The organism is Stenotrophomonas sp. NA06056, assembly GCF_013364355.1.
In the GTDB taxonomy this organism is placed as follows: domain Bacteria; phylum Pseudomonadota; class Gammaproteobacteria; order Xanthomonadales; family Xanthomonadaceae; genus Stenotrophomonas.
Window position 1 is genome coordinate 1,270,295 of sequence record NZ_CP054931.1, and the last position, 23,306, is coordinate 1,293,600.

The 23,306-nt window shown below is 65.2% G+C and carries 23 protein-coding genes and 1 tRNA gene; 20 read left to right on the forward strand and 4 right to left on the reverse strand.

Annotated features, from left to right (window positions below):
* The first annotated feature begins 8 nt into the window (after nt 1–8).
* The 5 genes from trpB to glmM all read left to right on the forward strand — a co-directional run bounded on the left by trpB (nt 9) and on the right by glmM (nt 5,170).
* Nucleotides 9–1,226 (forward strand): tryptophan synthase subunit beta, encoded by a 1,218-nt coding sequence (gene trpB / locus HUT07_RS05475; protein WP_176020076.1) that lies wholly within the window; start codon nt 9–11, stop codon nt 1,224–1,226.
* Nucleotides 1,223–1,903: a hypothetical protein gene (locus HUT07_RS05480; protein WP_176020077.1), complete on the forward strand. Its 681-nt coding sequence runs from the start codon at nt 1,223–1,225 to the stop codon at nt 1,901–1,903. The genes trpB and HUT07_RS05480 overlap by 4 nt, the downstream gene beginning before the upstream one ends.
* A 1-nt stretch (nt 1,904) precedes the next feature.
* The gene (gene trpA, locus HUT07_RS05485; RefSeq protein ID WP_176020078.1) at nt 1,905–2,714 is read left to right on the forward strand and encodes a tryptophan synthase subunit alpha; all 810 of its coding nucleotides are present in this window, start codon (nt 1,905–1,907) and stop codon (nt 2,712–2,714) included.
* Nucleotides 2,715–2,930: 216 nt separating this feature from the next.
* The gene (accD, locus tag HUT07_RS05490) at nt 2,931–3,806 is read left to right on the forward strand and encodes an acetyl-CoA carboxylase, carboxyltransferase subunit beta (protein WP_176020079.1); all 876 of its coding nucleotides are present in this window, start codon (nt 2,931–2,933) and stop codon (nt 3,804–3,806) included.
* Entirely contained in the window at nt 3,806–5,170 is a 1,365-nt protein-coding gene (glmM, locus tag HUT07_RS05495) for a phosphoglucosamine mutase (protein WP_176020080.1), read from the forward strand. Before accD ends, glmM begins: the two co-directional genes overlap by 1 nt.
* 72 nt (nt 5,171–5,242) lie before the next feature.
* On the opposite strand, the gene galE is transcribed toward glmM, so the two are convergent.
* From galE to HUT07_RS05515, 4 genes are all read right to left on the reverse strand, one after another.
* Entirely contained in the window at nt 5,243–6,250 is a 1,008-nt protein-coding gene (galE, locus tag HUT07_RS05500) for a UDP-glucose 4-epimerase GalE (RefSeq protein WP_176020081.1), read from the reverse strand.
* A gap of 70 nt (nt 6,251–6,320) precedes the next feature.
* Nucleotides 6,321–7,178: a polysaccharide deacetylase family protein gene (locus tag HUT07_RS05505; protein WP_176020082.1), complete on the reverse strand. Its 858-nt coding sequence runs from the start codon at nt 7,176–7,178 to the stop codon at nt 6,321–6,323.
* Nucleotides 7,171–8,316: a glycosyltransferase family 4 protein gene (locus HUT07_RS05510; protein ID WP_176020083.1), complete on the reverse strand. Its 1,146-nt coding sequence runs from the start codon at nt 8,314–8,316 to the stop codon at nt 7,171–7,173. Before HUT07_RS05510 ends, HUT07_RS05505 begins: the two co-directional genes overlap by 8 nt.
* A 20-nt stretch (nt 8,317–8,336) precedes the next feature.
* A complete protein-coding gene (locus HUT07_RS05515) occupies nt 8,337–10,208 on the reverse strand; it encodes a DUF3413 domain-containing protein (protein WP_176022484.1) in 1,872 nt (623 codons plus the stop codon).
* 207 nt (nt 10,209–10,415) lie between these two features.
* Between HUT07_RS05515 and HUT07_RS05520 the strand changes: the two genes are divergently transcribed.
* From HUT07_RS05520 to nuoK, 15 genes are all read left to right on the forward strand, one after another.
* A complete protein-coding gene (locus HUT07_RS05520) occupies nt 10,416–11,351 on the forward strand; it encodes an isopenicillin N synthase family oxygenase (protein WP_176020084.1) in 936 nt (311 codons plus the stop codon).
* A 718-nt stretch (nt 11,352–12,069) separates the two neighbouring features.
* Entirely contained in the window at nt 12,070–12,825 is a 756-nt protein-coding gene (tpiA, locus tag HUT07_RS05525) for a triose-phosphate isomerase (RefSeq protein WP_176020085.1), read from the forward strand.
* A gap of 50 nt (nt 12,826–12,875) precedes the next feature.
* Nucleotides 12,876–13,313, forward strand: a complete 438-nt coding sequence (gene secG / locus HUT07_RS05530) for a preprotein translocase subunit SecG (RefSeq protein WP_025876192.1) — start codon at nt 12,876–12,878, stop codon at nt 13,311–13,313.
* Between the two features lie 51 nt (nt 13,314–13,364).
* Nucleotides 13,365–13,449, forward strand: a tRNA-Leu gene (locus HUT07_RS05535).
* A 112-nt stretch (nt 13,450–13,561) separates the two neighbouring features.
* Nucleotides 13,562–13,918 carry an NADH-quinone oxidoreductase subunit A gene (locus HUT07_RS05540; RefSeq protein ID WP_005414075.1) on the forward strand — a complete coding sequence of 119 codons (357 nt, stop codon included), beginning with the start codon at nt 13,562–13,564 and terminating at the stop codon, nt 13,916–13,918.
* Nucleotides 13,909–14,463, forward strand: a complete 555-nt coding sequence (locus HUT07_RS05545) for an NADH-quinone oxidoreductase subunit B (protein ID WP_025876198.1) — start codon at nt 13,909–13,911, stop codon at nt 14,461–14,463. Before HUT07_RS05540 ends, HUT07_RS05545 begins: the two co-directional genes overlap by 10 nt.
* Nucleotides 14,464–14,496: 33 nt before the next feature.
* Nucleotides 14,497–15,243, forward strand: coding sequence for an NADH-quinone oxidoreductase subunit C (locus HUT07_RS05550; protein WP_176020086.1), 747 nt, complete (start codon nt 14,497–14,499; stop codon nt 15,241–15,243).
* A complete protein-coding gene (locus HUT07_RS05555) occupies nt 15,240–16,547 on the forward strand; it encodes an NADH-quinone oxidoreductase subunit D (RefSeq protein WP_176020087.1) in 1,308 nt (435 codons plus the stop codon). Before HUT07_RS05550 ends, HUT07_RS05555 begins: the two co-directional genes overlap by 4 nt.
* A 97-nt stretch (nt 16,548–16,644) precedes the next feature.
* The gene (gene nuoE, locus HUT07_RS05560; protein WP_025876204.1) at nt 16,645–17,172 is read left to right on the forward strand and encodes an NADH-quinone oxidoreductase subunit NuoE; all 528 of its coding nucleotides are present in this window, start codon (nt 16,645–16,647) and stop codon (nt 17,170–17,172) included.
* Between the two features lie 4 nt (nt 17,173–17,176).
* Nucleotides 17,177–18,517, forward strand: coding sequence for an NADH-quinone oxidoreductase subunit NuoF (gene nuoF / locus HUT07_RS05565; RefSeq protein WP_176020088.1), 1,341 nt, complete (start codon nt 17,177–17,179; stop codon nt 18,515–18,517).
* Nucleotides 18,514–20,748, forward strand: coding sequence for an NADH-quinone oxidoreductase subunit NuoG (nuoG, locus tag HUT07_RS05570; RefSeq protein WP_176020089.1), 2,235 nt, complete (start codon nt 18,514–18,516; stop codon nt 20,746–20,748). The genes nuoF and nuoG overlap by 4 nt, the downstream gene beginning before the upstream one ends.
* Nucleotides 20,745–21,839, forward strand: a complete 1,095-nt coding sequence (gene nuoH, locus HUT07_RS05575; protein ID WP_176020090.1) for an NADH-quinone oxidoreductase subunit NuoH — start codon at nt 20,745–20,747, stop codon at nt 21,837–21,839. The genes nuoG and nuoH overlap by 4 nt, the downstream gene beginning before the upstream one ends.
* 3 nt (nt 21,840–21,842) lie before the next feature.
* On the forward strand, nt 21,843–22,331 hold the full coding sequence (gene nuoI, locus HUT07_RS05580; protein ID WP_005417924.1) for an NADH-quinone oxidoreductase subunit NuoI: 489 nt from the start codon (nt 21,843–21,845) through the stop codon (nt 22,329–22,331).
* Between the two features lie 9 nt (nt 22,332–22,340).
* Entirely contained in the window at nt 22,341–22,997 is a 657-nt protein-coding gene (locus HUT07_RS05585; protein WP_176020091.1) for an NADH-quinone oxidoreductase subunit J, read from the forward strand.
* A complete protein-coding gene (gene nuoK, locus HUT07_RS05590; RefSeq protein WP_006381125.1) occupies nt 22,994–23,299 on the forward strand; it encodes an NADH-quinone oxidoreductase subunit NuoK in 306 nt (101 codons plus the stop codon). Before HUT07_RS05585 ends, nuoK begins: the two co-directional genes overlap by 4 nt.
* The last annotated feature ends 7 nt before the right edge of the window (nt 23,300–23,306 follow it).

The following is a 23,306-nucleotide window of genomic DNA, read 5'->3' on the forward strand; positions in this document are numbered from 1 at the left end:
TCGTCTCCATGTCTGCCTCCCCCATTGCCGATTTCCACGCATTCCCTGACGCCCAGGGCCACTTCGGTCGTTACGGCGGCAGTTTCGTCGCCGAAACCCTGGTCGGCCCGTTGCAGGAGCTGGCCCAGGCCTATGACCAGGCCCGTCAGGACCCTGCATTCCAGTTGGCCTATGACCGCGATCTGGCCCATTACGTTGGCCGGCCGAGCCCGATCTACCACGCTGAACGGCTGAGCGATCACGTCGGTGGCGCGCAGATCCTGCTCAAGCGCGAGGACCTGAACCACACCGGCGCGCACAAGATCAACAACACCATCGGCCAGGCGCTGCTGGCCGCGCGCATGGGCAAGAAGCGCATCATCGCCGAGACCGGCGCCGGCCAGCATGGCGTGGCCAGTGCCACCGTCGCTGCGCGGCTGGGCCTGGAGTGCGTGGTGTACATGGGGGCCACCGACATCGAGCGGCAGAAGATCAACGTCTACCGCATGAAGCTGCTCGGTGCGACGGTGGTGCCGGTCACTTCCGGCTCGGCCACCCTGAAGGATGCCCTCAACGAAGCGATGCGCGACTGGGTCACCAACGTGCAGGACACCTTCTACATCATCGGCACGGTTGCCGGTCCGGACCCGTACCCGCGCATGGTGCGCGACTTCAACGCCATCGTCGGCCGCGAGGCGCGTGAGCAGATGCTGGCCGAGTATGGTCGCCTTCCCGATGCGATCACCGCCTGCGTCGGCGGCGGCAGCAATGCGATCGGCCTGTTCCATGCCTTCCTCAACGACCGCCAGGTCGAGATCGTCGGCGCCGAAGCCGCTGGCGATGGCATCCACACCGGACGCCATGCGGCCTCGATCGCTGCTGGCCGTCCCGGCGTGCTGCACGGCAACCGCACCTATGTGCTGTGCGATGACGATGGCCAGATCATCGAGACCCATTCGGTATCGGCCGGCCTGGACTACCCGGGCGTCGGTCCGGAACATGCGTTCCTGGCCGACAGCGGCCGCGCGCGCTACGTCGGCATCACCGACGAAGAGGCGCTGCAGGCCTTCCACCTGCTGGCCCACACCGAGGGCATCCTGCCGGCGCTGGAGTCCAGCCATGCCCTTGCACAGGCGATGAAGCTTGCGCGCGAACGCCCGCGCGACCAGATCGTGCTGTGCAACCTCTCCGGCCGCGGCGACAAGGACGTGCACACCATTGCTGCGCGCGAAGGCCTGGTGCTGTGAGCGCGCTGCTTCGCAGGAGCAGCGCACTGCTGCTGGCGTTCGGTCTGGCCGCCTGCCAGCCACCGGAGCCGCCGCTGTTGGCGCCGGCGGCCAAGGCAACTACGCAGCCCGCGCAGCAGCCTGCTGCCAATGATGATGTCGACCCGTTGGCGCGCACGCCGATTGACGACCCGCCCGCAGCAGAAACGGCGGGTGAGGATGATTCCCCTGCCGTGGTTTCGGTGGCGCTGGATCATGCCGGTGAGGTCTTGATTGGACAGCATCTGAGCGATCTCAAGGCATTTGGGCAGTGGGTGGCACAAGGGGCGGTCGAAGCACTCGGCGGAAGTTGCGAGTACTACGACGGCAAGGGCCTGCCGGCCGGCGTTTCGATGATGACCGACGAGGACCGCGTGGTTCGTTTCGACCTTGGTCTGGACCCGGAGACCGGGGCGCCGCCCGAGCAGTCGGGCCCGTTCGGTCTGCGCGTGGGCATGACGCGCCTGCAGGCGGTCGCCCGGTTTCCGAAGCCGCCGCTGTCCAGCCCGCATGCCTACGACGGCGAGCAGGGCGAGTACCTGACCTGGCAGGACCCGGGCTCCGCGCTCGGCATCCGCGTGGAACTGTTTGAAGGGAAGGTCATCCAGATGTACTGGGGGACCAGTGAAGCGATTGAACTGATTGAAGGGTGTGCCTGAAATGTCCGTATCCCGACTTGATGCCTGTTTCCAGCAGCTGCGCCAGCAGCAGCGCAAGGCCCTGATCCCCTTCATCACCGCCGGTGATCCTTCGCTGGAAGCTACGGTGCCGGTCATGCACGCGCTGGTCCAGGCCGGTGCCGATGTGATCGAACTGGGCGTGCCGTTCTCCGATCCGATGGCCGACGGCCCGACCATCCAGCGCAGTTCCGAGCGCGCGCTGGCCCGCGGCGCAGGCACCCGTTATGTGTTGCAGGCCGTGGCGCAGTTCCGCGAACAGGATGCGCAGACGCCCGTGGTGCTGATGGGCTATCTCAACCCGGTGGAGATCCACGGTTACGTGGCGTTCGCCAACGCGGCAGTGGCCGCTGGCGTGGACGGCGTGCTGCTGGTCGACCTGCCACCGGAAGAAGCCGGTGAAGCCCAGCAGGCCTTCGATGCCGCGGGCCTGGCGCTGGTGCTGCTCGCGTCGCCGACCACCAGCGAGGTGCGCGCTGACAAGCTGCTGGCGCTGGCCCGTGGCTATCTCTACTACGTCAGCTTTGCCGGTGTCACCGGCGCCTCCGAACGACTGGACAGTGACGCGGCCAGTGAACGTCTGCAGGCGCTGCGGGCCAAGGCCAGCGTGCCGGTGGTGGCCGGCTTCGGCATCAAGGACGCAGCCAGCGCGGCGGCCATGGCCCGCCAGGCAGATGGCGTAGTGGTAGGCAGCGCGCTGGTGGCAGTGCTGGCTGAAGCCGCCTCCGCCGAGGATGCAGCGCAGCGCGCCGCTGCGTTCCTGGCCCCGCTGCGGCAGGCGCTCGACGCGTAATGGTAGTGCCGGCCGCTGGCCGGCATCCTCCGTACCCGCCCGCTTGCAGGCGCTGCCGGCCAGCGGCCGGCAGGCCCCAACACCTAAACGTACGTCCCAGCATGGTTTTTTCCGCCGGGGCCACGGCCGGGCAGGGGGTGCACGGGCAGGGAAAGCGGAGCTAGACTGTCCGCCTTTGCGGCCCTCGGGCCGCCCTGAACGGAAGTGTCCTCCCGCATGAGTTGGCTCAGCAAGTTGATGCCGTCTGGCATCCGCACCGACAACACCCCCAGCAAGAAGCGCAGCGTCCCCGAGGGCCTGTGGGAAAAGTGCAGCAACTGCGGCAGTGCGTTGTACCGTCCGGAGCTGGAAGAGAATCTGGAGGTCTGCCCGAAGTGCGGCCACCATATGGCCATCCGCGCGCGCGCGCGCCTGGCTGCACTGTTCGATGCTGACAGCACCACCGAGATCGGCGCCCGCCTGGGGCCGACCGACCTGCTGAAGTTCAAGGACCAGAAGAAGTACGGCGAGCGCATCAAGATCGCGCAGAAGAACACCGGTGAGTACGACGCGCTGATCGCCATGCGCGGCCTGCTCAAGGGCCGTGCGCTGGTCGCCTCGTCGTTCGATTTCGCCTTCATGGGCGGTTCGATGGGCTCGGTGGTGGGTGAGCGTTTCGCGCTGGCCGCTGAAACCGCAGTGGAGATCGGCGCCCCTTACGTGTGCTTCTCGCAGAGCGGCGGCGCGCGCATGCAGGAAGGCCTGTTCTCGCTGATGCAGATGGCCAAGACCTCGGCCGCGCTGGGCAAGCTGCGTGAGGCCGGTCTGCCGTACATCTCGGTGCTGACCCACCCGACCACCGGCGGTGTGTCGGCGTCGTTCGCCATGCTGGGCGACATCAACATCGCCGAACCGCGTGCACTGATCGGCTTCGCCGGCCCCCGCGTGATCGAGCAGACCGTGCGCGAGAAGCTGCCCGAAGGGTTCCAGCGTTCGGAGTTCCTGCTCGAACACGGTGCCATCGACCAGATCTGCGACCGCCGTGAACTGCGCGATCGACTGGCCGACCTGCTGGCGATGCTGCGCCGCGAGCCGGCACCGGAGGAGGTTTGATGGGGAGCCGCAAGTACTTCGGTACCGATGGCATCCGCGGTCGAGTTGGCCAAGGGGTGATCTCGGCGGATTTCGTGCTGCGCCTGGGTAATGCCCTGGGCCGCGTGCTGGTGTCCCAGCGCGGGCAGGATGGCCGCCGTCCGATCGTGGTGATCGGCAAGGACACACGGATCTCCGGCTACATGTTCGAAGCCGCGCTGGAAGCCGGGTTGGTTGCTGCGGGCACTGATGTACAGCTGCTCGGTCCGATGCCGACCCCGGCCGTTGCCTTCCTCACCCGTACCCTCGGCGTGGATGCGGGCATCGTCATCAGTGCTTCGCACAATCCGCACTACGACAACGGCATCAAGTTCTTCTCCGCCCAGGGCGAGAAGCTCGACGATGCCACCGAGCTGGCGCTGGAAGCTGCCCTGGACGTGCCGTTCACCACGGCCGTTTCGGAGAAGCTCGGCAAGGCCTCGCGTGCACGCGAGGCCGTTGGCCGTTACATCGAGTTCTGCAAGTCCAGCGTGCCGCGTGCGTTCGATCTGCGCGGCGTGCGCCTGGTGCTCGACTGCGCGCATGGCGCCACCTACCAGATCGCGCCGCTGCTGTTCCGCGAACTGGGTGCGGAGGTCATCGGCATCGGTGCCGAACCCAATGGCGTCAACATCAACGACGGTGTGGGTTCGACCCATATCGACAACCTCGCTGCCAAGGTGCGGGAAACCCGCGCTGACCTGGGTATCGCCTTCGACGGTGACGGCGACCGGGTGCTGATGGCTGATGATCGCGGCAATCCGGTCGATGGCGATGACCTGGTGTATATCCTGGCGCGTGCATGGCAGGCCGATGGCCGCCTGCGCGGTCCTGTGGTTGGTACCTTGATGAGCAACTTCGGACTGGAAAAGGCCCTGGCCGAACTGCAGATTCCGTTCCAGCGCAGCAACGTCGGCGACCGCTACGTGCACCAGGCACTGGTGGAGGGCGGCGGCGTGCTCGGCGGTGAAGCGTCCGGCCATCTGCTGTGCCTGGACCGGGCCACCACCGGCGACGGCATCGTCAGCGCCCTGCAGGTACTGGTGGCGCTGAAGCAGCAGGGAAAGAGCCTGCGCGAAGCGCTGCAGCCGTTGACCAAGGTGCCGCAGAAGACGGTCAACGTGCGCCTCGGCGATGTTTCGGCCAAGGCCACCGTGCAGGCCGAGAGCGTACAGGCTGCGCTGACCGAAGCGCAGCAGGCCGTATCCGGCCGTGGACGTGCCTTCCTGCGTCCCTCCGGCACCGAGCCGGTGGTGCGGGTCACGGTCGAGGCGGATGACGCAACGTTGATGCAGGACACCCTGGATCGGCTTTCGGCGGCGGTCAGGACGGCGGCTGCGGCCTGAGTCCTGTCGCGGGATGGAACCGACAACATGGCCGCCTGTGCGGCCATGTTGCTGTCTGCTGCAGGCAGGGCGTCAGGCGCTGCGCGGCATCTCCGACTGCCATTTCCATGTGTCGCGGCACATGTCCGCCAGACCATGGCGCGCAGTCCAGCCCAGCTCGCGCAGCGCAAGGGACGGGTCGGCAAAACTCACCGCGATGTCGCCGCTGCGGCGGCCGGTGATCCGGAATGGAATCGGCCGGCCGACGGTCTGCTCGAAGGCCTTGATCAGTTCAAGCACGCTGTGGCCCTTTCCGGTGCCCAGGTTCAAGGTGATGCTGCGGCGCTTGTCACGCAGGTACTGCAGCGCCAGTACATGGGCCCGCGCCACATCTTCCACATGGATGTAGTCGCGTACGCCGGTACCGTCGCAGGTCGGGTAGTCATCGCCGAACACCTGCACTTCGGGCAGCAGGCCGGCGGCCACCTGGGCGATGTAGGGCATCAGGTTGCTGGGTGTTCCGTGCGGCAGCTCGCCGATCAGCGCGCTTGAATGCGCGCCCACCGGATTGAAGTAGCGCAGCGTTGCCACATGCAGCGTTGCATCGGCGCCGACCAGATCGGACAGCAGCTGCTCCACCACCAGTTTCGAACGGCCGTAGGGCGTCATCGCGCAGGTCGAGGCCGTCTCGGCCACCGGGCAATGGTCCTGGTCACCGTAAACGGTTGCCGACGAGCTGAACACGAACGTGCCCACGCCGGCATCGCGCATGGCGCCGAGCAGGGCAAGGGTGCCGCTGATGTTGTTGTCGAAGTAATCCAGCGGCATCTGCCGCGATTCGCCAACCGACTTCAACGCGGCAAAATGCAGTACCGCATCGATCGAGTGCTCGCGCAGCAAGGCTGCGATCCGTGCACGGTCGCGCACGTCGGTCTGCACGAACAATGGCGTGATGCCGGTGATGTCGCCGATCCGGCCGATCACCCCGGCGTCGCTGTTGCAGAGCGAGTCGACGATGACCACTGCGTGGCCCTGCTGCTGCAGTTCCACGCACGCGTGGGAGCCGATGAATCCCGCACCGCCGGTAACCAGAACGTTCATTTCCTGTATTCCTTCCACTCGGTTGCAGCTTCCTTGCCGAAGCAATGTCAGACCGGGCCTGGAGAAGCCATCACGGCCCCGGCACCATCTTCTTCTGCCGCGCCTTGAAGCCATTGAACAGCGGTGCGATCAACGGGTTGTAGCTCCATGCGATGCGCTTGCGCAGCCAGCTTGCCGGCCGGTTGCGGATGGCGAAGCGATAGATGCGCTCGGGATCGCCGCCGACCACGTTGCGGCCGAACGGATGGGTGGTATGCAGGTAGCGGAACCCCTGCTCGCGTGCCACTTCAATGTAGTCCTGGTCGAAATCACCGTACGGCCAGCACAACGTGTCCGACACTTCGCCCAGCTTCTCCAGCAGCACTTCCTTGGCCTTCGACAGATCGCCACTGATGCCGGCGCGGCGCTGGGCGCGGTCCAGGTCCTGGCGGCGAAGCCAGCGCGTATGGGTGTGGGTATGGCAATGGATCTCGAAGGTGCCCGCCTCGATGGCCGCGCGTGCTTCGCTCCAACGCATCATCACTTCGTCGCTGCGGCCCTGCTTGTAGATCAGGTCTTCGCAGGCGCGATGCTCGGGCGTTTCCGGCAGCGTGGCACCGGCGATGCCGGCATGCGGGCGCATCGGGCCCTCGTGCATCCAGCCGGTCACCACGAACACCACTGCGTGCATGCCGTACTTCTGCAGGATCGGATGGGCGTAGACCCAGTTGTCCAGATAGCCGTCATCGAAGGTGATCACGATCGACTTGCGCGGTACCGGCTTGCCGGCCAGGAAGCCGGCGTACTGGTCCAGCGTCAACGAGGTCCAGCCGGTGCGCGCCAGCCAGGCGATCTGGCTTTCGAAATTCTCCGGCGACACCGTGATCATGCCGGGCGAGTTGCTGACGTGGTGATGCATCAGCACCGGTACGGTTCTGGCATTAGCCATGACCCAGCTCCTTCATCCATTGGTGGTAGTAGTGTTCGGTGGCTTCAGCGTGGCCTTCGGGGCTGAAACGCTTGGCGCTGCGGATCCAGTCCCAGCCGGAACGTCCCATCTGCCGGCGGCGCTCGGGATCGTCCACCAGCAGCCGCAGCGCGCCGGTGAGTGCGGCGTTGTCGCCAAGCCGGGTGAGGATGGCATTGCTGCCTTCCACCAGCATTTCAGGCACGCCGCCGACCCGGTGCGAGACGATCGGCAGGCCTGCCTGTGCCGCTTCCAGGAAGACCGTGCCCGAGGCTTCCTTGTGCGTGGCCAAGGCGAAGATGTCGAAGCCGGGCATCAGCTGGCTGGCATCGCTGCGGAAACCCAGCAGATGGACCTGGCGCTGCAGGTCGTGTTCGGCGCACGTGGCCTGCAGGCGCTGCATCACTGCCTGGCCATCGCCGATCACCACAAGATGCAGACGGGGGTTGGCCTTGCACAGCGGCACCATGGCCTGCAGCAGTTCGGCGTGGCCCTTGGGTTCGCGCAGCACAGCCACGCAGCCCACCACGATGTCCTGTTCATCGAATCCGAGCTCGGCGCGCACGCGAGCGCGGGTCTCCTGCAGCGCCTGCCAGGACGGCTCCTGTGCGGCGCCACTGCCAGCCGGAGCCGTCGCCATCGGCGGCACGATGCCGATGTGATCGGCGGGAATTCCACGGTCTGCCAGCAGTTGCTTGACGAAGTTGCTCACCGTGATGACCCGGTGGGGCAGGCCGGTGTAGGTCAGCAGCGAATTCACCGGGCTCATCAGATGGCGTGAGCGCACCACCAGCGGTGCCCCGCCCAGGCGTGCACCTGCCGCGGCGATCAATGCATCGCGACGGCTGGTGGTGTTGACCACGTCGTAGCGCTCGCGGCGGACCAGTCGTGACACCGACCAGATGCCGCGCAGCAGGCGGGCCATGCCGCCCATGCGCAGCGTATGTACGGTGAAACCATCATCGCGCGCGCGGGTGGCCAGGCGCGCGTCGGGCTGGCACAGCAGTGCGACGTCATGACCGCGCGCGCGCATCACCTGCATGTGCCGGAAAATGTAGATCTCCTGCCCACCCATGCCTTTGGCGGCTTCGGTATGCAGGATGCGCAACGGACGGTTCATGGGCGGATCGGTCCTTGGATTCAGCGGTTGCGGAAGCGGGTCAGCGCTTCCCATGCCGCGCGGATGCTGGCGGCGTCGGGGGTCTGGTGCGGCAACGGGCGGTAGCGCGCATCGAGCGCGGTGGCGTTGCCGAATTTGTCGAACACGTAGATCGCCTCGCCGGCGCGCACCGCGCGCTGCGACCAGCTTTCCACCACCAGTGCACGCTTGCCGGCGGGTGCAGCCAGCAGGTCATGGCCGGTGCTGTAGTCGGTCAATGCGTTCTCGCAGCCCAGGCCGTGGCGCATCAGTGTCGGCACCCAGTCTTCATGCGAGCTGACGCGCGTGTCGCGACCGCCACCCTGGCCCGGCCAATGCAGCACGAACGGCACCTGCAACTGGTAGTTGGAGAAGTTGCCGTTGTGGCCCCAGTAGTTCAGCTTGAGGTCGTTGAATTCCTCGGCATGGTCGCCGGTCACCAGCACGATCGTGTCCTGCTCCAGGCCCTGCGCGCGCAGGTCATCCAGCAACGAACCAATCAGGCTGTCGGCGTAATGCACCGCGGTGTGATAGCGGTTCAATTCCGGTGTTGGATCGTGCGCCGGGCCGAACTTGAGAAAATCGATGGCATCGGCCATCGGCGTGGCGAGCGGCGGATAGCCGGCCGGCATGTGGTAGGGCGCGTGGGTGGAATCGAGGAAAACGAAACCGAACCATGGACGCTGTGCTGCCTGGCTGGCGCGGATGTCCTTCTTCAGTCCAGCGACGATGGCGGCGTCGCGGCCGTCAGACGTCAGTTCAGACGGGCCCTGGTGCAGCTGGTCGCGGACATCGGCAAACGCCGTGCGATCAAACTCCGGGCTGTACAGCGGCGCGCTGCCATACAGATGCAGGTCATAGCCCTGTTGTCCCAGTACCTTGAACAACTGCGAGCCGCGTTGTTCATCGAGCATGCTCGGCCAGTAGCCGCCTGGCAGACCGTACAGCAGCCCGAACAGGCCATAGCGGGTGGCGTTGCCGGTGCTGAAATGATGCTCGTACACCCGCGAGGACTGGGCCAATGCGGAGGCGTTGGGCATGAACTGCGCGGTGAGCACGTCATGGCGCAATGACTCCAGTACCACCATCAGGACGTTCGGCCGCTGGTGGCTCTGGCAGCGCAGGGGCTGCAATGGATAGTTGAGCTGGGCATGGCGCGGGTCGGGCAGGCCAACCTGGTGCTGGCTGACCACGCCGAAGCGGCGCATCGCGCTCTTGGCGGTGATCGGTTGTGCCCATGGCAGGTAATTCCACTGGCTGATCACTGCGCGTTCGCCGAGCGCGTCATAGTAGGCGGTGGCGACCTGGCCACCGCCCATCAGCAGGGCAATCGCGGCCCAGGCCTGCAGTACCCGTCGCCGTCGCGGTGCCGCGGGCAGCAGTTTCCAGCACGCCCATGCAAGCAGGCCCTGCGCGGCGAAGATCGCCGAGACCATGGCAACCGCCTGCAGCCAGGTCTTCCAGGACAGACTCACCTGGTCCTGCAGGGCGCCGCCGAAAACCATGTTGGCGACCATCGCGTTGAGGTGGAAGCGATACAGCGCGAACACCTTGGCATCCACCAGCAGCAGGCAAAGCCACAGGCCCTGGCAGATCACCGCCGACACACTCAGCGCGCGCGCACTTCGCGGCCACAGGCCGATGGCCAGCGGCAGCAGTCCGGCCAGTGCGCCGAACGCGAGCAGGTGGCCGGGCAGGGCGATCGCCAGATAGGCCAGGCCGAGTGCCCCGCCGGGGTTGTCGCGCAGCGGCACGTTGCCCAGCGCGATGAGCGCGGCAAGCACCGCGTTGACCGCGATGAACAGGGACCACCAGGCCAGCCTGCGCCAGCGTCGGGCTGGCCCGGGGAGATCGGCGGTGGTGGCGTCGGGCAGGGCGGCGTCCATGGGAAGGGCGGTTTCAGGTGGGCAACGAGGGCGGTTCCCGGCGTGACGAAGTCGTTAAACCGCGCGCGGGTGGCGCATTGTATCGGTTTGTTTCAGTGTGTCGGTGGCGTGTCCTGATCTATCTGTCACAATGTTCAGATCGGCCGCTGTGACCCGGGCGGCCCGTACCGACTCAACGACAAGCCAGGAACCGCTGTGAGCCAGATCCCCACCCTCGACATCACCCGTTTCGACAGTGACCGCGACGCCTTCGTGGCCGAGCTGGGGGCGGCGTATCGCCAATGGGGGTTTGCCGGCATCCGCAACCACGGCATCCCGCAGGCCGACATCGATGCGGCCTATGACGTGTTCAAGGCCTTCTTCGCACTGCCGGATGAGACCAAGCGCAAGTACCACGTGGCTGGCAGCGGCGGCGCCCGTGGCTATACCCCGTTCGGTGTGGAGACCGCCAAGGGCTCCAAGCACTTCGACCTGAAGGAGTTCTGGCACATCGGCCGCGAGATCGCCGACGACTCCAAGTACCGTGACGTGATGGCGCCGAACCTGTGGCCGTCCGAGGTGGAGGGCTTCCGTGAGCGGGGTTACGGCCTGTACCAGGCGTTGGACAACCTGGGTTCGCGCGTGCTGTCGGCCCTGGCCCTGCACATCGGCCTGCCGGAGCACTTCTTCGCCGACAAGACCAACTTCGGCAATTCGATCCTGCGCCCGATCCATTACCCGCCGATCACCACCGACGACATCCCGAACGTGCGTGCCGGTGCGCATGGCGACATCAACTTCATCACGCTGCTGGTTGGCGCAAGCGCGGCGGGCCTGGAAGTGCAGTCGCATGATGGCGACTGGGTGCCGTTCACGTCGGACGCGGACACCATCGTGGTCAACATCGGCGACATGCTGCAGCGCCTGACCAACCATGTGTATCCGTCGACCATCCATCGTGTGGTCAATCCCCCGGGCGAGCTGGCCCGCCAGCCGCGCTATTCGGTGCCGTTCTTCCTGCACCCGAACCCGGACTTCCTGATCGACGTGCTGCCCTCGTGCGTCACCCCGGAAAACCCGAGCCGGTACCCGGAGCCGATCACCGCCCACGGCTTCCTTGAAGAGCGCCTGCGCGAGATCAAGCTGAAGTAATGAAGAAGCCGCCGAAAGGCGGCTTTTTCATTACGGGTAGCGCCGGGCCATGCCCGGCGAGCGCAGCGGAGGGTGTTCGGCAGGGCTGCGCCCTGCACCCGCAGAGGCCAAAGCCAAAGCCAAAGCCAAAGCTAAAGCGGCTCTGGGATGTTCCGTGGGGAGGCGGGGAGGTGTCGGATGGCGGGGACGCCGTAAACCCATCCCTGGGGGCTTGGCCGCGGCATCCATGCCGCGGACACCCCGCCATCCGACACCTCCCCGCCTTCGATAGTTTCCCGGTGACGGTTGGGTTGCATCTGGCGGCGGCGCGGCGGTTGGGCTGCACCTGGTAGATCCACGCCATGCGTGGATGGGATCTGTCAGGTATCGGGGCGGGGGAGGGGCTCTGTTTCTGCTCTCGCCTTTGATCTTCTTTTTTCTTTCCGTGGCGGACGGAACCGCCGGAATGTGTCATGGGCCGGGCGGGTGGGGCTGGCGAGGGTGTCCGCGGCATGGATGCCGCGGCCAAGCCCCCAGGGACGGGTTCACGGCGTCCCTCGCCAGTCCCACCCACCCGGCCAACCCCACAAATCCCACCGGGCTCTCCGCGACCAACCCCAAACCCCGCCACGAGGGGCTGCGCCGTTGGCTGAAAATCCATGTAACCGCTTACAAAGAAACGGTTTTTTGCCACAGCAGGTATCATGGGCGGCTGAGTTCACACAGGAGCCACCCGCTCATGCGCCGCAAGATCGTCGCTGGAAACTGGAAGCTGCACGGCAGCCGTCAATTCGCCATCGAACTGCTGGGGCAGGTCGCTGCCGGGCTGCCGAAGCGCGGGGTGGAGGTGGTGATCCTGCCGCCGATGCCCTACCTGGGTGAGCTGGTCGAAGACTTCGGCGAGACCGGCCTGGCCTTTGGTGCGCAGGACGTCAGCAGCAATGAGAAGGGCGCCTACACCGGTGAGGTCTGCGCGGCCATGCTGCACGAGGTCGGCGCCCGCTATGGTCTGGTCGGCCACTCCGAGCGCCGCCAGTACCATAACGAGAGCAGTGAGCTGGTCGCGCGCAAGTTCGCTGCCGCCCTGCATGCCGGCCTGGTGCCGGTGCTGTGTGTCGGCGAAACCCTTGAGCAGCGTGAGGCGGGGCAGACCGAGGCGGTCATCGCCAGCCAGTTGGCCCCGGTACTTGAGCTTGTCGGTGCCGAAGGCTTTGCCAATGCCGTGGTCGCCTACGAGCCGGTCTGGGCCATTGGAACCGGCCGTACCGCAACCAAGGAGCAGGCGCAGCAGGTGCACGCGTTCATTCGTGGCGAAGTCGCGCGCATCGATGCTAGAATTGCTGATTCACTGCCCATTGTTTACGGCGGTAGCGTGAAGCCCGACAATGCCGGGGAACTGTTCGCGCAGCCGGATGTCGATGGTGGGCTGGTTGGTGGTGCCTCCCTGGTGGCCGCCGACTTCCTGGCCATCGCAGAGGCGGCGGCAAACAATTAGTTACGGTTGCCGGCTAGCCGCCGGCACTCTAGTCCGAGGGCGGATTTCCAATGCTGATGTTGATCCTCAATGTCGTCTACGTGCTGGTTGCCGTAGCCATGGTCGCGCTGATCCTGATGCAGCGTGGCTCGGGTGCGGCGGCAGGTTCGGGCTTTGGCGCTGGCGCCTCGGGGACCGTGTTTGGTGCGCGTGGCGCGTCCAACTTCCTGTCCAAGTCGACCAAGTGGCTGGCCGTGGTGTTCTTCGGCATCAGTCTCTTCATGGCCTGGTACGCCGGCCATGGCAACCGCCCGGCCGCCGATCAGGATCTGGGCCTGATGTCCGCCCCGGCGGCCAGTGCTCCGGCCGCTCCGGCGGGCGAATTGCCGGCTGTTCCGAAGGCCGATGCGGTCCCGGCCGCCCCGGTTCCGGCCGCAACTGTGCCGGCTCAGGCGGAATCTTCGGTTTCTGGTGAAGAAAAGCCTTCGGAAGGCTCCCAGAAAGACTGAAGCCGGTTACAATACGCGGCGCATCGGGAAGATAGTCTGATGTGATCGTTTGCCCAGGTGGCGGAATTGGTAGACGCACTACCTTGAGGTGGTAGCGACTTAGGTCGTAGGGGTTCGAGTCCCCTCTTGGGCACCATTTAGTAAGTAAAGCGGGTTCGTCTGGCGCGCAAGGCGCCAGGCAGATTCCCGTCCACTCCCCCATGCCAAAGCGCCTGCAGGCGCAGCGGCAGAGGCAAGAGAGAATCGCTGTGCTGGCCGAATATTTGCCGTCTCTGCTGTTTCTGATCGTTGCCACCGGTATCGGCATTACGCTGATGCTGGTTGGTCGATTCCTCGGTCCCCGCCGCCCCGATCTGGAAAAGCTGTCGCCGTATGAGTGCGGCTTCGAAGCCTTCGAAGACGCGCGCATGAAGTTCGACGTGCGCTACTACCTGATCGCGATCCAGTTCATCGTCTTCGACCTGGAAATCATCTTCATCGTGCCGTGGACGCAGGTCTTCATGGAGCTTGGCGCGCGTTCGCTCGTCACCATGGGTCTGTTCGTCGGCATGCTGTTCCTCGGTTTCATTTATGTCTGGAAGAAGGGAGCGCTGGAATGGGAGTGATTCAGACTCTCGATGGCCTGATGACCAATCCCGTCCCGGAAGGGCGGGTTGATGACATCCTGCGGCCGGAAGGCGACAACCCGCTGCTGGAGAAGGGTTTTGTCACCACCAGCGTCGATGCCCTGCTGAACTGGGCGCGTACCGGCTCGATGTGGCCCATGACCTTCGGTCTGGCCTGCTGTGCCGTCGAAATGATGCACGCAGGTGCGGCGCGCCTGGACCTTGACCGTTACGGTGTGGTGTTCCGCCCGTCGCCGCGTCAGTCCGACGTGATGATCGTCGCCGGCACCCTGGTCAACAAGATGGCCCCGGCGCTGCGCAAGGTCTATGACCAGATGCCCGACCCCAAGTGGGTGATCTCGATGGGCAGCTGCGCCAACGGCGGTGGCTACTACCATTACTCCTATTCTGTGGTGCGCGGCTGTGATCGCGTGGTGCCGGTGGACGTCTACGTCCCAGGTTGCCCGCCGACCGCCGAGGCGCTGGTGTACGGGATCCTGCAGTTGCAGAAGAAGATCTGGCGTACACAGACCATCGCCCGCTGACCCCTTCACCTGACAAGAGCGCGCCAAGCCCCCATGGCAGAGCAAGCATCCTTCATCGACCGACTCTCCGCACGTTTCGCAGGTGCGAAGGTCATCGTGGTCGAACCCCGCGGCGAAGTGACGCTGGAAGTGCCTGCCGCTGAGTGGCACGCCACCGCCCTTGCGCTGCGTGACGAGTTTGGTTTCGAGCAGGCCGTGGACCTCTGCGGCGTCGACTACCTCGGTTATGGCTCCGACGAGTGGGACACCGCCGACGTGTCCTCGCAGGGCTTCAGCCGCGGTGTCGAAGGCAAGGCCCAGGGCCGCTTCGCCTGGGGCGAGTTCCCCAGCGAAGAGAGCGCCGACGGTGCCCGCCCGCAGCACATGCCGACCCTGCGCTTTGCCGTGGTCGCACAGCTGCGCTCGTACCAGCACAACCTGATGATGCACCTGCGCTGCTTCGCTCCTGACGAAGCGCTGCCGGTGGTGTCCTCGCTGACCAGCATCTGGCCGGGCCTGAACTGGTTCGAGCGCGAAGCGTTCGACCTGTATGGCGTGATCTTCGAAGGTCACCCGGACCTGCGCCGGATCCTGACCGACTACGGGTTCGTCGGCCATCCGTTCCGCAAGGACTTCCCGCTGATCGGCAACGTCGAAGTCCGCTACGACGAAGAAAAGAAGCGCGTCATCTACGAACCGGTCACCTCGGTGGAGCCGCGCGTCGGCGTGCCGCGCGTGATCCGCGACGACGCCCGGCTGCAGACCGCGGCCGGCGAGCGTTCGCAGGAGGCAGTGAAGTGAGTCACGTACACCAGGCCGGCGAAGCATTCGCCAGCAATGCTGCCGAAAGCCGGCAGGAAATCCGCAACTACACCATGAACTTCGGCCCGCAGCATCCGGCCGCGCATGGCGTGCTGCGCCTGATCCTGGAGATGGACGGCGAGACCATCATGCGTGCCGACCCGCACGTGGGTCTGCTGCACCGGGGCACCGAGAAGCTGGCCGAGTCCAAGCCCTTCAACCAGTCGATCGGCTACATGGATCGCCTGGATTACGTGTCGATGATGTGCAACGAGCACGCCTACGTGCGCTCGATCGAGACCCTGATGGGCATCGAAGCGCCGGAGCGCGCGCAGTACATCCGCACCATGTTCGATGAGATCACCCGCATCCTCAACCACCTGATGTGGCTGGGTTCCAATGCACTCGATCTGGGTGCGATGGCGGTGATGCTGTATGCCTTCCGCGAGCGCGAAGAGCTGATGGACTGCTACGAAGCGGTCTCCGGCGCGCGCATGCACGCGGCGTACTACCGTCCGGGCGGCGTCTACCGCGACCTGCCGGACCACATGCCGAAGTACAAGGAATCGCGCTGGCACAAGGGCAAGGCCCTGAAGAACCTCAACGCCTCGCGCGAAGGTTCGCTGCTGGACTTCCTGGAGAACTTCACCAATGAATTCCCGCACCGTGTCGACGAGTACGAGACCCTGCTGACCGACAACCGTATCTGGAAGCAGCGTACCGTTGGCATCGGCGTGGTCACGCCTGAGCTGGCCCACCAATGGGGCATGACCGGCGTGATGCTGCGCGGCTCGGGCATTGCATGGGATCTGCGCAAGAAGCGTCCGTACGCCAAGTACGACGCCGTCGATTTCGACATCCCGCTGGGCAAGGAAGGCGATTGCTACGATCGCTATCTGTGCCGCGTGGCCGAAATGCGCGAGTCCAACCGCATCATCAAGCAGTGCGTGGCGTGGCTGAAGGCCAACCCCGGCCCGGTCATGGTCAAGAACTTCAAGGTCGCTCCGCCCAAGCGCGAGGACATGAAGGACGACATGGAAGCGCTGATCCATCACTTCAAGCTGTTCAGTGAAGGCTACTGCGTGCCGGCCGGCGAAACCTACGCCGCGGTTGAAGCGCCCAAGGGCGAATTCGGCTGCTACCTGGTTTCCGACGGCGCCAACAAGCCGTTCCGCGTACACCTCCGTGCGCCGGGCTTTGCCCACCTGTCCTCGATCGATTCGATCGTGCGCGGCCACATGCTGGCCGACGTGGTGGCGATGATCGGTACCTACGATCTGGTGTTCGGCGAGGTTGACCGGTAATGCCGTCCGCCACGCCAACGCCCGCTGCAGGCAGCCGGCGCAAGCCGGCGCCGCAGTTTCTGCAATTTCACGTTATGCATTTCGCTGAGGTCGGCCGATGAAGGCGACAGGTAATTTCGAGGCGGCGCGCGACGTCGACCCGATGGTGGTGTTGAGCGACAAAACCCGCGCTCACATCGATCACTGGCTGTCCAAGTTCCCGCCGGACCGCAAGCGCTCTGCCGTGCTGCAGGGTCTGCATGCTGCCCAGGAGCAGAACCAGGGCTGGCTGACCGACGAGCTGATCGCCGGCGTGGCCAAGTACCTGGACCTGCCGCCGGTGTGGGCCTACGAGGTCGCCAGCTTCTACTCGATGTTCGAGACCGAGAAGGTGGGCCGCAACAACGTGGCCATCTGCACGAACATCAGCTGCTGGCTCAATGGCGCCGAAGACATCGTGCGTCATTGCGAGAAGAAGCTGGGCATCAAGAACGGTCAGTCGACCGCTGATGGCCGCGTCTACCTCAAGCGCGAGGAAGAGTGCCTGGCCGGTTGCGCCGGTGCACCGATGATGGTCATCAATGGTCACTACCATGAGCGTCTGACCCTGGAAAAGGTCGACGAGCTTCTGGACGGGCTGGAGTAAGGGCATGGCACATCACCACGAATCCAAGGGTCCGGTCGGCCCCGCGCCGCTGCCGCACCAGGTGGTCTACACCACCCTGCATTACGACACCCCGTGGTCGTACGAAAGCTATCTGAAGACCGGTGGCTACGCTGCCCTGCGCAAGATCCTCGAAGAGAAGATCCCGCCGGAGCAGGTCATCGAGATGGTCAAGGCTTCGGGCCTGCGCGGCCGTGGCGGCGCAGGTTTCCCGACCGGCCTGAAGTGGTCCTTCATGCCCAAGGGCAACGTGCAGAAGTACATCCTCTGCAACTCGGATGAATCCGAGCCGGGCACCTGCAAGGACCGTGACATCCTGCGTTACAACCCGCATTCGGTGGTGGAAGGCATGGCGATTGCCTGCTACGCCACCGGTTCGACCGTGGGTTACAACTATCTGCGCGGTGAGTTCCACCACGAGCCGTTCGAGCACTTCGAGCAGGCCCTGGCCGATGCCTATGCAAACGGCTGGCTGGGCAAGAACGTGATGGGTTCCGGCGTGGACATCGACATCTACGGCGCCCTCGGTGCCGGCGCCTACATCTGCGGCGAAGAAACCGCGCTGATGGAGTCGCTGGAAGGCAAGAAGGGCCAGCCGCGCTACAAGCCGCCGTTCCCGGCCAACTTCGGCCTGTATGGCAAGCCGTCGACGATCAACAACACCGAAACCTACGGTTCGGTGCCTGCGATCATCCGCAATGGCCCGGAGTGGTTCAAGGGCCTGAGCCTGACCGCCAATGGCGGCCCGAAGTGCTTCTCGGTGTCCGGCTGCGTGCAGAAGGGCGGCAACTTCGAAGTACCGCTCGGTACCACCTTCGACGACCTGCTGGAAATGGCCGGCGGCCTCAAGCCGGGCCGCAAGCTCAAGGGCGCGATCCCGGGCGGCGTGTCGATGCCGGTGCTGACCGCGGCCGAGCTGAAGGGCCTGCCGATGGACTACGACACCATCCGTGCGCTGGGCTCCGGCCTGGGTTCCGGTGCGGTCGTGGTGCTGGATGACAGCGTCTGCTGCGTCAAGTTCGCTTGCCGCATCAGCCAGTTCTTCCACAAGGAATCCTGTGGCCAGTGCACCCCGTGCCGCGAAGGTACCGGCTGGATGCACCGCGTGCTGGAGCGCATCGTCGCCGGCAAGGCCACGATGGAAGACCTGCACCAGTTGAAGACCGTGGCCGGCCAGATCGAAGGCCACACCATCTGTGCGTTCGGCGAAGCGGCGGCGTGGCCCATCCAGGGCTTCCTGCGCCAGTTCTGGGACGAATTCGAGTACTACATCGTCAACGGTCATTCGATGGTTGACGGCAAGAAGGTGGAGGCAGCCGCTGCATGAGCGCGCAACCCATAAATCCCAGCGTGCCACCGGACCACGTCACCATCGAGATCGATGGCAAGTCGCTGGTCGTGCCCAAGGGTTCGATGATCATCCAGGCCGCCGACAAGGCGGGCATTTCGATTCCGCGCTTCTGCTACCACGAGAAGCTGCCGATCGCTGCCAACTGCCGCATGTGCCTGGTGGACGTAGAAAAGTCGCCGAAGCCGGCGCCGGCCTGCGCCACGCCGGTGATGGATGGCATGAAGGTCGCCACCCGTAGTGAGAAGGCGCTGAAGTTCCAGCGCTCGGTGATGGAATTCCTGCTCATCAACCACCCGCTGGATTGCCCGATCTGCGATCAGGGCGGCGAGTGCGAGCTGCAGGACGTATCGCTGGGTTATGGCCGTTCGGTCAGCCGCTTCAACGAGCGCAAGCGCGTGGTGGCCGACGAGGACATGGGGCCGCTGGTCGCCACCGAGATGACCCGCTGCATCCAGTGCACCCGCTGCGTCCGCTTCACCGCCGACGTCGCTGGTACCTACGAACTGGGCGGCATGTATCGCGGTGAAAACCTGCAGATCGGCACCTACGACGGCAAGCCGCTGACCACCGAGCTTTCGGGCAACGTGGTTGATGTGTGCCCGGTCGGTGCGCTGACCAACAAGGTGTTCCAGTTCCGCGCCCGCCCGTGGGAACTGACCGCACGCGAGTCGCTGGGCTACCACGACGCGATGGGTTCGAACCTGTTCCTGCACGTCCGTCGCGGCGAAGTGCTGCGTACCGTGCCGCGCGACAACGAAGCCGTGAACGAGTGCTGGCTGTCCGATCGTGACCGCTATTCGCACCAGGGCCTGTACAGCGAAGACCGTGCGGTCAAGCCGCTGCGCAAGGTCAATGGCGAGTGGAAGGAAGTGAGCTGGGCTGAAGGCCTGGCCGCGGCTGCCGAGATCCTCAAGGCCAACCAGGGTGATCACCTGGGCGTGCTGGTGCACCCGTCGACCTCCAACGAGGAAGGCGCGCTGCTGGCCCGTCTGGCCAAGGGGCTGGGCTCGAACAACATCGACCACCGCATCAACAACCGCGACTTCTCCGACGCCGCAACCGCCGACGTGTTCGGCCTGCCGCTGGCCGAGATCGAAGGCGCCGACCGCATCGTCGTTCTGGGCAGCAACATCCGCCACGAACTGCCGCTGCTGCACGCCCGCCTGCGCAAGGCGCAGACGACCAATGGCGCGAAGATCCACGTCGTCAACCCGGTCGATTTCGATTTCGCCTTCAGCATCGCCGGCAAGCAGATCGTGGCTCCGTCGAAGTTCGCCGATGCGCTGGCCAACGCCGAGCTGCGTTCGGCGGTGCAGGGCGGTACCAATACCGTGCTGATCGTCGGTGGCATCGCCGAGAACCACCCGCAGGCTGCCGCGATCCGCGCCGCTGCGCGTGACTTCGCCGCCGCCACCGGTGCCAAGCTGTGCCGCATTCCGCAGGGCGCCAATGCCGTGGGTCTGACTCGCGCCGGCGTGCTGCCGGCCGGCAAGGACGTCGCCGCGATGCTGGCCGATCCGCGCAAGGCTTACGTGGTCTACGGCCTGGAACCGGGCCTGGACTTCGCCGATGCTCCGGCAGCGCGCAAGGCGCTGGTCGGCGCACAGGTGGTGGCCTTCAGCCAGTTCGCCTGCGCCTCGACCCGCGACGTTGCCGACGTGATCCTGCCGATTGGTGCGCTGCCGGAAATCGATGCCACCCTGACCAACCTTGATGGTCGCGAGCAGTCGGCCCGTGCCGGCGGCAAGCTGCCGGGCGAAGCCCGCGAGGGCTGGCGCGTGCTGCGTGCACTGGGCGGCGAAATGGCGCTGGCCGGTTTCGACTTCATCGACCTGGCCGGCCTGCGCGCCAGCCTGGCCCCGGTGACGGTTGCCGTTGCTGCCTCGGCGCAGCCGGCGCTGGCGGGCGAAGGCCTGGAAGTGGCTTCGACCGCTGCGATCTACCGCACCGACGCGATGGTCCGCCGCGCGCCGGCGCTGCAGTCGCATCCGCTCAACAACGCCCCGCGCATCGTGCTGAACGCTGACGATGCCGCGCGCCTGCAGCTGCAGGAAGGGCAGATGGCCAAGGTCGGCACCGATGCCGGCAAGGCCACCCTGCCGGTGGTGGTCGACGCCCGCGTCGCTGCGGGTTCGGTCTGGATTGAATCGGGCCACGGCGCGACCGCGCCGCTGGGTGCCGCTCGCGTATCGGTGGTGGCTGCATGAACGAATTGCTGTTGAACGCGGTCGACCCGCTGCACCAGTGGCTGCTTGGCCTCGGTGATATCGGCGCGCTGATCTGGATCATCCTGAAGATCCTGGTGATCACCGTGCCGGTGATCGTCTCGGTGGCCTTCTACGTGGTCTGGGAACGCAAGCTGATCGGCTGGATGCATGTCCGCCACGGCCCGATGTATGTGGGCATGGGCATCTTCCAGGCCTTCGCCGACGTCTTCAAGCTGCTGTTCAAGGAAGTCCTGCAGCCGAGCAGCGCCAACAAGGCGATCTTCCTGCTGGCCCCGCTGATCACCCTGGCCCCGGCCTTCGCGGCCTGGTCGGTGGTGCCCTTCGATTCGCAGATCGTGCTGTCCAACGCCAACGCCGGCCTGCTGTACCTGCTGGCGATGACCTCGCTGGGCATCTACGGCATCATCCTGGCCGGTTGGGCATCCAACTCGAAGTACGCTTTCCTGGGTGCCATGCGCGCCTCGGCGCAGATGATCAGCTACGAAATCGCCATGGGCTTCGCCCTGGTCGGCGTGATGATCGCGGCGGGCAGCCTGAACCTGAGCAACATCGTGATGGCGCAGGCCGGCAGCTCCGGCTTCCTGGACTGGTTCCTGCTGCCGCTGTTCCCGTTGTTCGTCATCTACTGGGTGTCGGGCGTGGCTGAAACCAACCGCGCGCCGTTCGACGTGGTGGAAGGCGAATCGGAAATCGTCGCCGGCCACATGGTCGAGTACTCCGGCGGTGCCTTCGCCCTGTTCTTCCTGGCCGAATACGCGAACATGATCCTGATCAGCTTCCTGATCTCGATCTTCTTCCTCGGCGGCTGGCTGAGCCCGATCCAGGGCTGGGTCGACTTCGGCAACGTCTCGCCGCTGGTCGACTGGATCTGGAAGGGCGGTGCACCGTGGCTGTTCGTCAAGGTGTTCTTCTTCGCCAGTGCCTACATCTGGTTCCGTGCCAGCTTCCCGCGCTTCCGCTATGACCAGATCATGCGCCTGGGCTGGAAGGTCTTCATCCCGCTGGCCATTCTGTGGATTGCGGTTACCGCCGTCATGGTGTTCTTCGGCGTGATTCAAAAGGGCGTCTAAGTGATGAACAGGATTACCCATTACTTCAAGAGCCTGCTGCTGCTCGAACTGCTGGCCGGTCTCTGGCTGACGCTGAAGTACAGCTTCAAGCCGAAGTACACGATGATGTACCCGATGGAGAAGTTCCCGCAGTCGCCGCGCTTCCGTGGCCTGCATGCGCTGCGCCGTTATCCCAACGGCGAAGAGCGCTGCATTGCCTGCAAGCTGTGTGAGGCGGTCTGCCCGGCACTGGCCATCACCATCGACTCGGCCAAGCGCGAGGACGGCACCCGCCGCACCACCCGCTACGACATCGATCTGTTCAAGTGCATCTTCTGCGGCTTCTGTGAAGAAAGCTGCCCGGTGGACTCGATCGTCGAGACCCACATCCTCGAGTACCACTTCGAGAATCGTGGCGAAAACATCGTTACCAAGCCGCAGCTGCTGGCCCTGGGCGACCGTCTCGAATCCGAGATCGCCGAGCGTCGTGCCGCCGATGCCGCTTACCGCTGAGGTCGAGAGATGGATTGGGTAAATATCGCTTTCTGGGTGTTCGCCATCGCGGCAACGGTTTCGGCCGGTGCGGTGATCAGCGTGCGCAACCCTGTTCACGCCGTGCTCTGCCTGGTGCTGACCTTCTTCTCCATCGCCTGCGTGTGGCTGCTTGTCGGTGCCGAGTTCCTCGGTGTCGCGCTGGTGCTGGTCTACGTCGGCGCGGTGATGGTGCTGTTCCTGTTCGTGGTGATGATGCTGGACATCGACCCCACGAAGATGCGTGAAGGCTGGGTGCGCTACCTGCCGGTCGGCCTGATCGTTGCCGTGGCGATGCTGGTGCAGATGCTGATCCTGATCGGCGTGAAGGGCAGGGCGGTCACGCCGTTCCCGGCCGACAACGCCGCCGCGGTTGCCGCAGACAGCTCCAACGTCACCTGGCTCGCCCGCACGCTGTTCACTGAATACCTGCTGCCGTTCGAGTTCGCTGCCGTCATCCTGACCGTGGCCGTGGTGGCCGCGGTAATGCTGACCCTGCGCCGCCGTACCGGTGTGAAGAGCCAGAACCCGGGTGAGCAGACCATGGTCAAGGCGGGCGACCGCCTGCGCATGGTCAAGATGGGCGCCGAAGTGCCGGTCGTGCACAGCAACAGCAAGCCGGTTGCCGGCGAGGAGACCCAGCCGTGATTACCCTTGGCCACATGCTTGCGCTTGGCGCGGTGCTGTTCGCCATCAGCCTGGCCGGCATCTTCCTCAACCGGAAGAACGTCATCGTCCTGCTGATGTCGATCGAACTGATGCTGCTGTCGGTGAACGTCAATTTCGTCGCGTTCTCGCGTCAGTTGGGTGATCCGTCCGGCCAGCTGTTCGTGTTCTTCATCCTGACCGTCGCCGCAGCCGAGGCCGCCATCGGCCTGGCGATCCTGGTGACCCTGTTCCGTACACGCCGAACGATCAATGTCGGCGAAGTCGATTCGTTGAAGGGCTGATCCACAG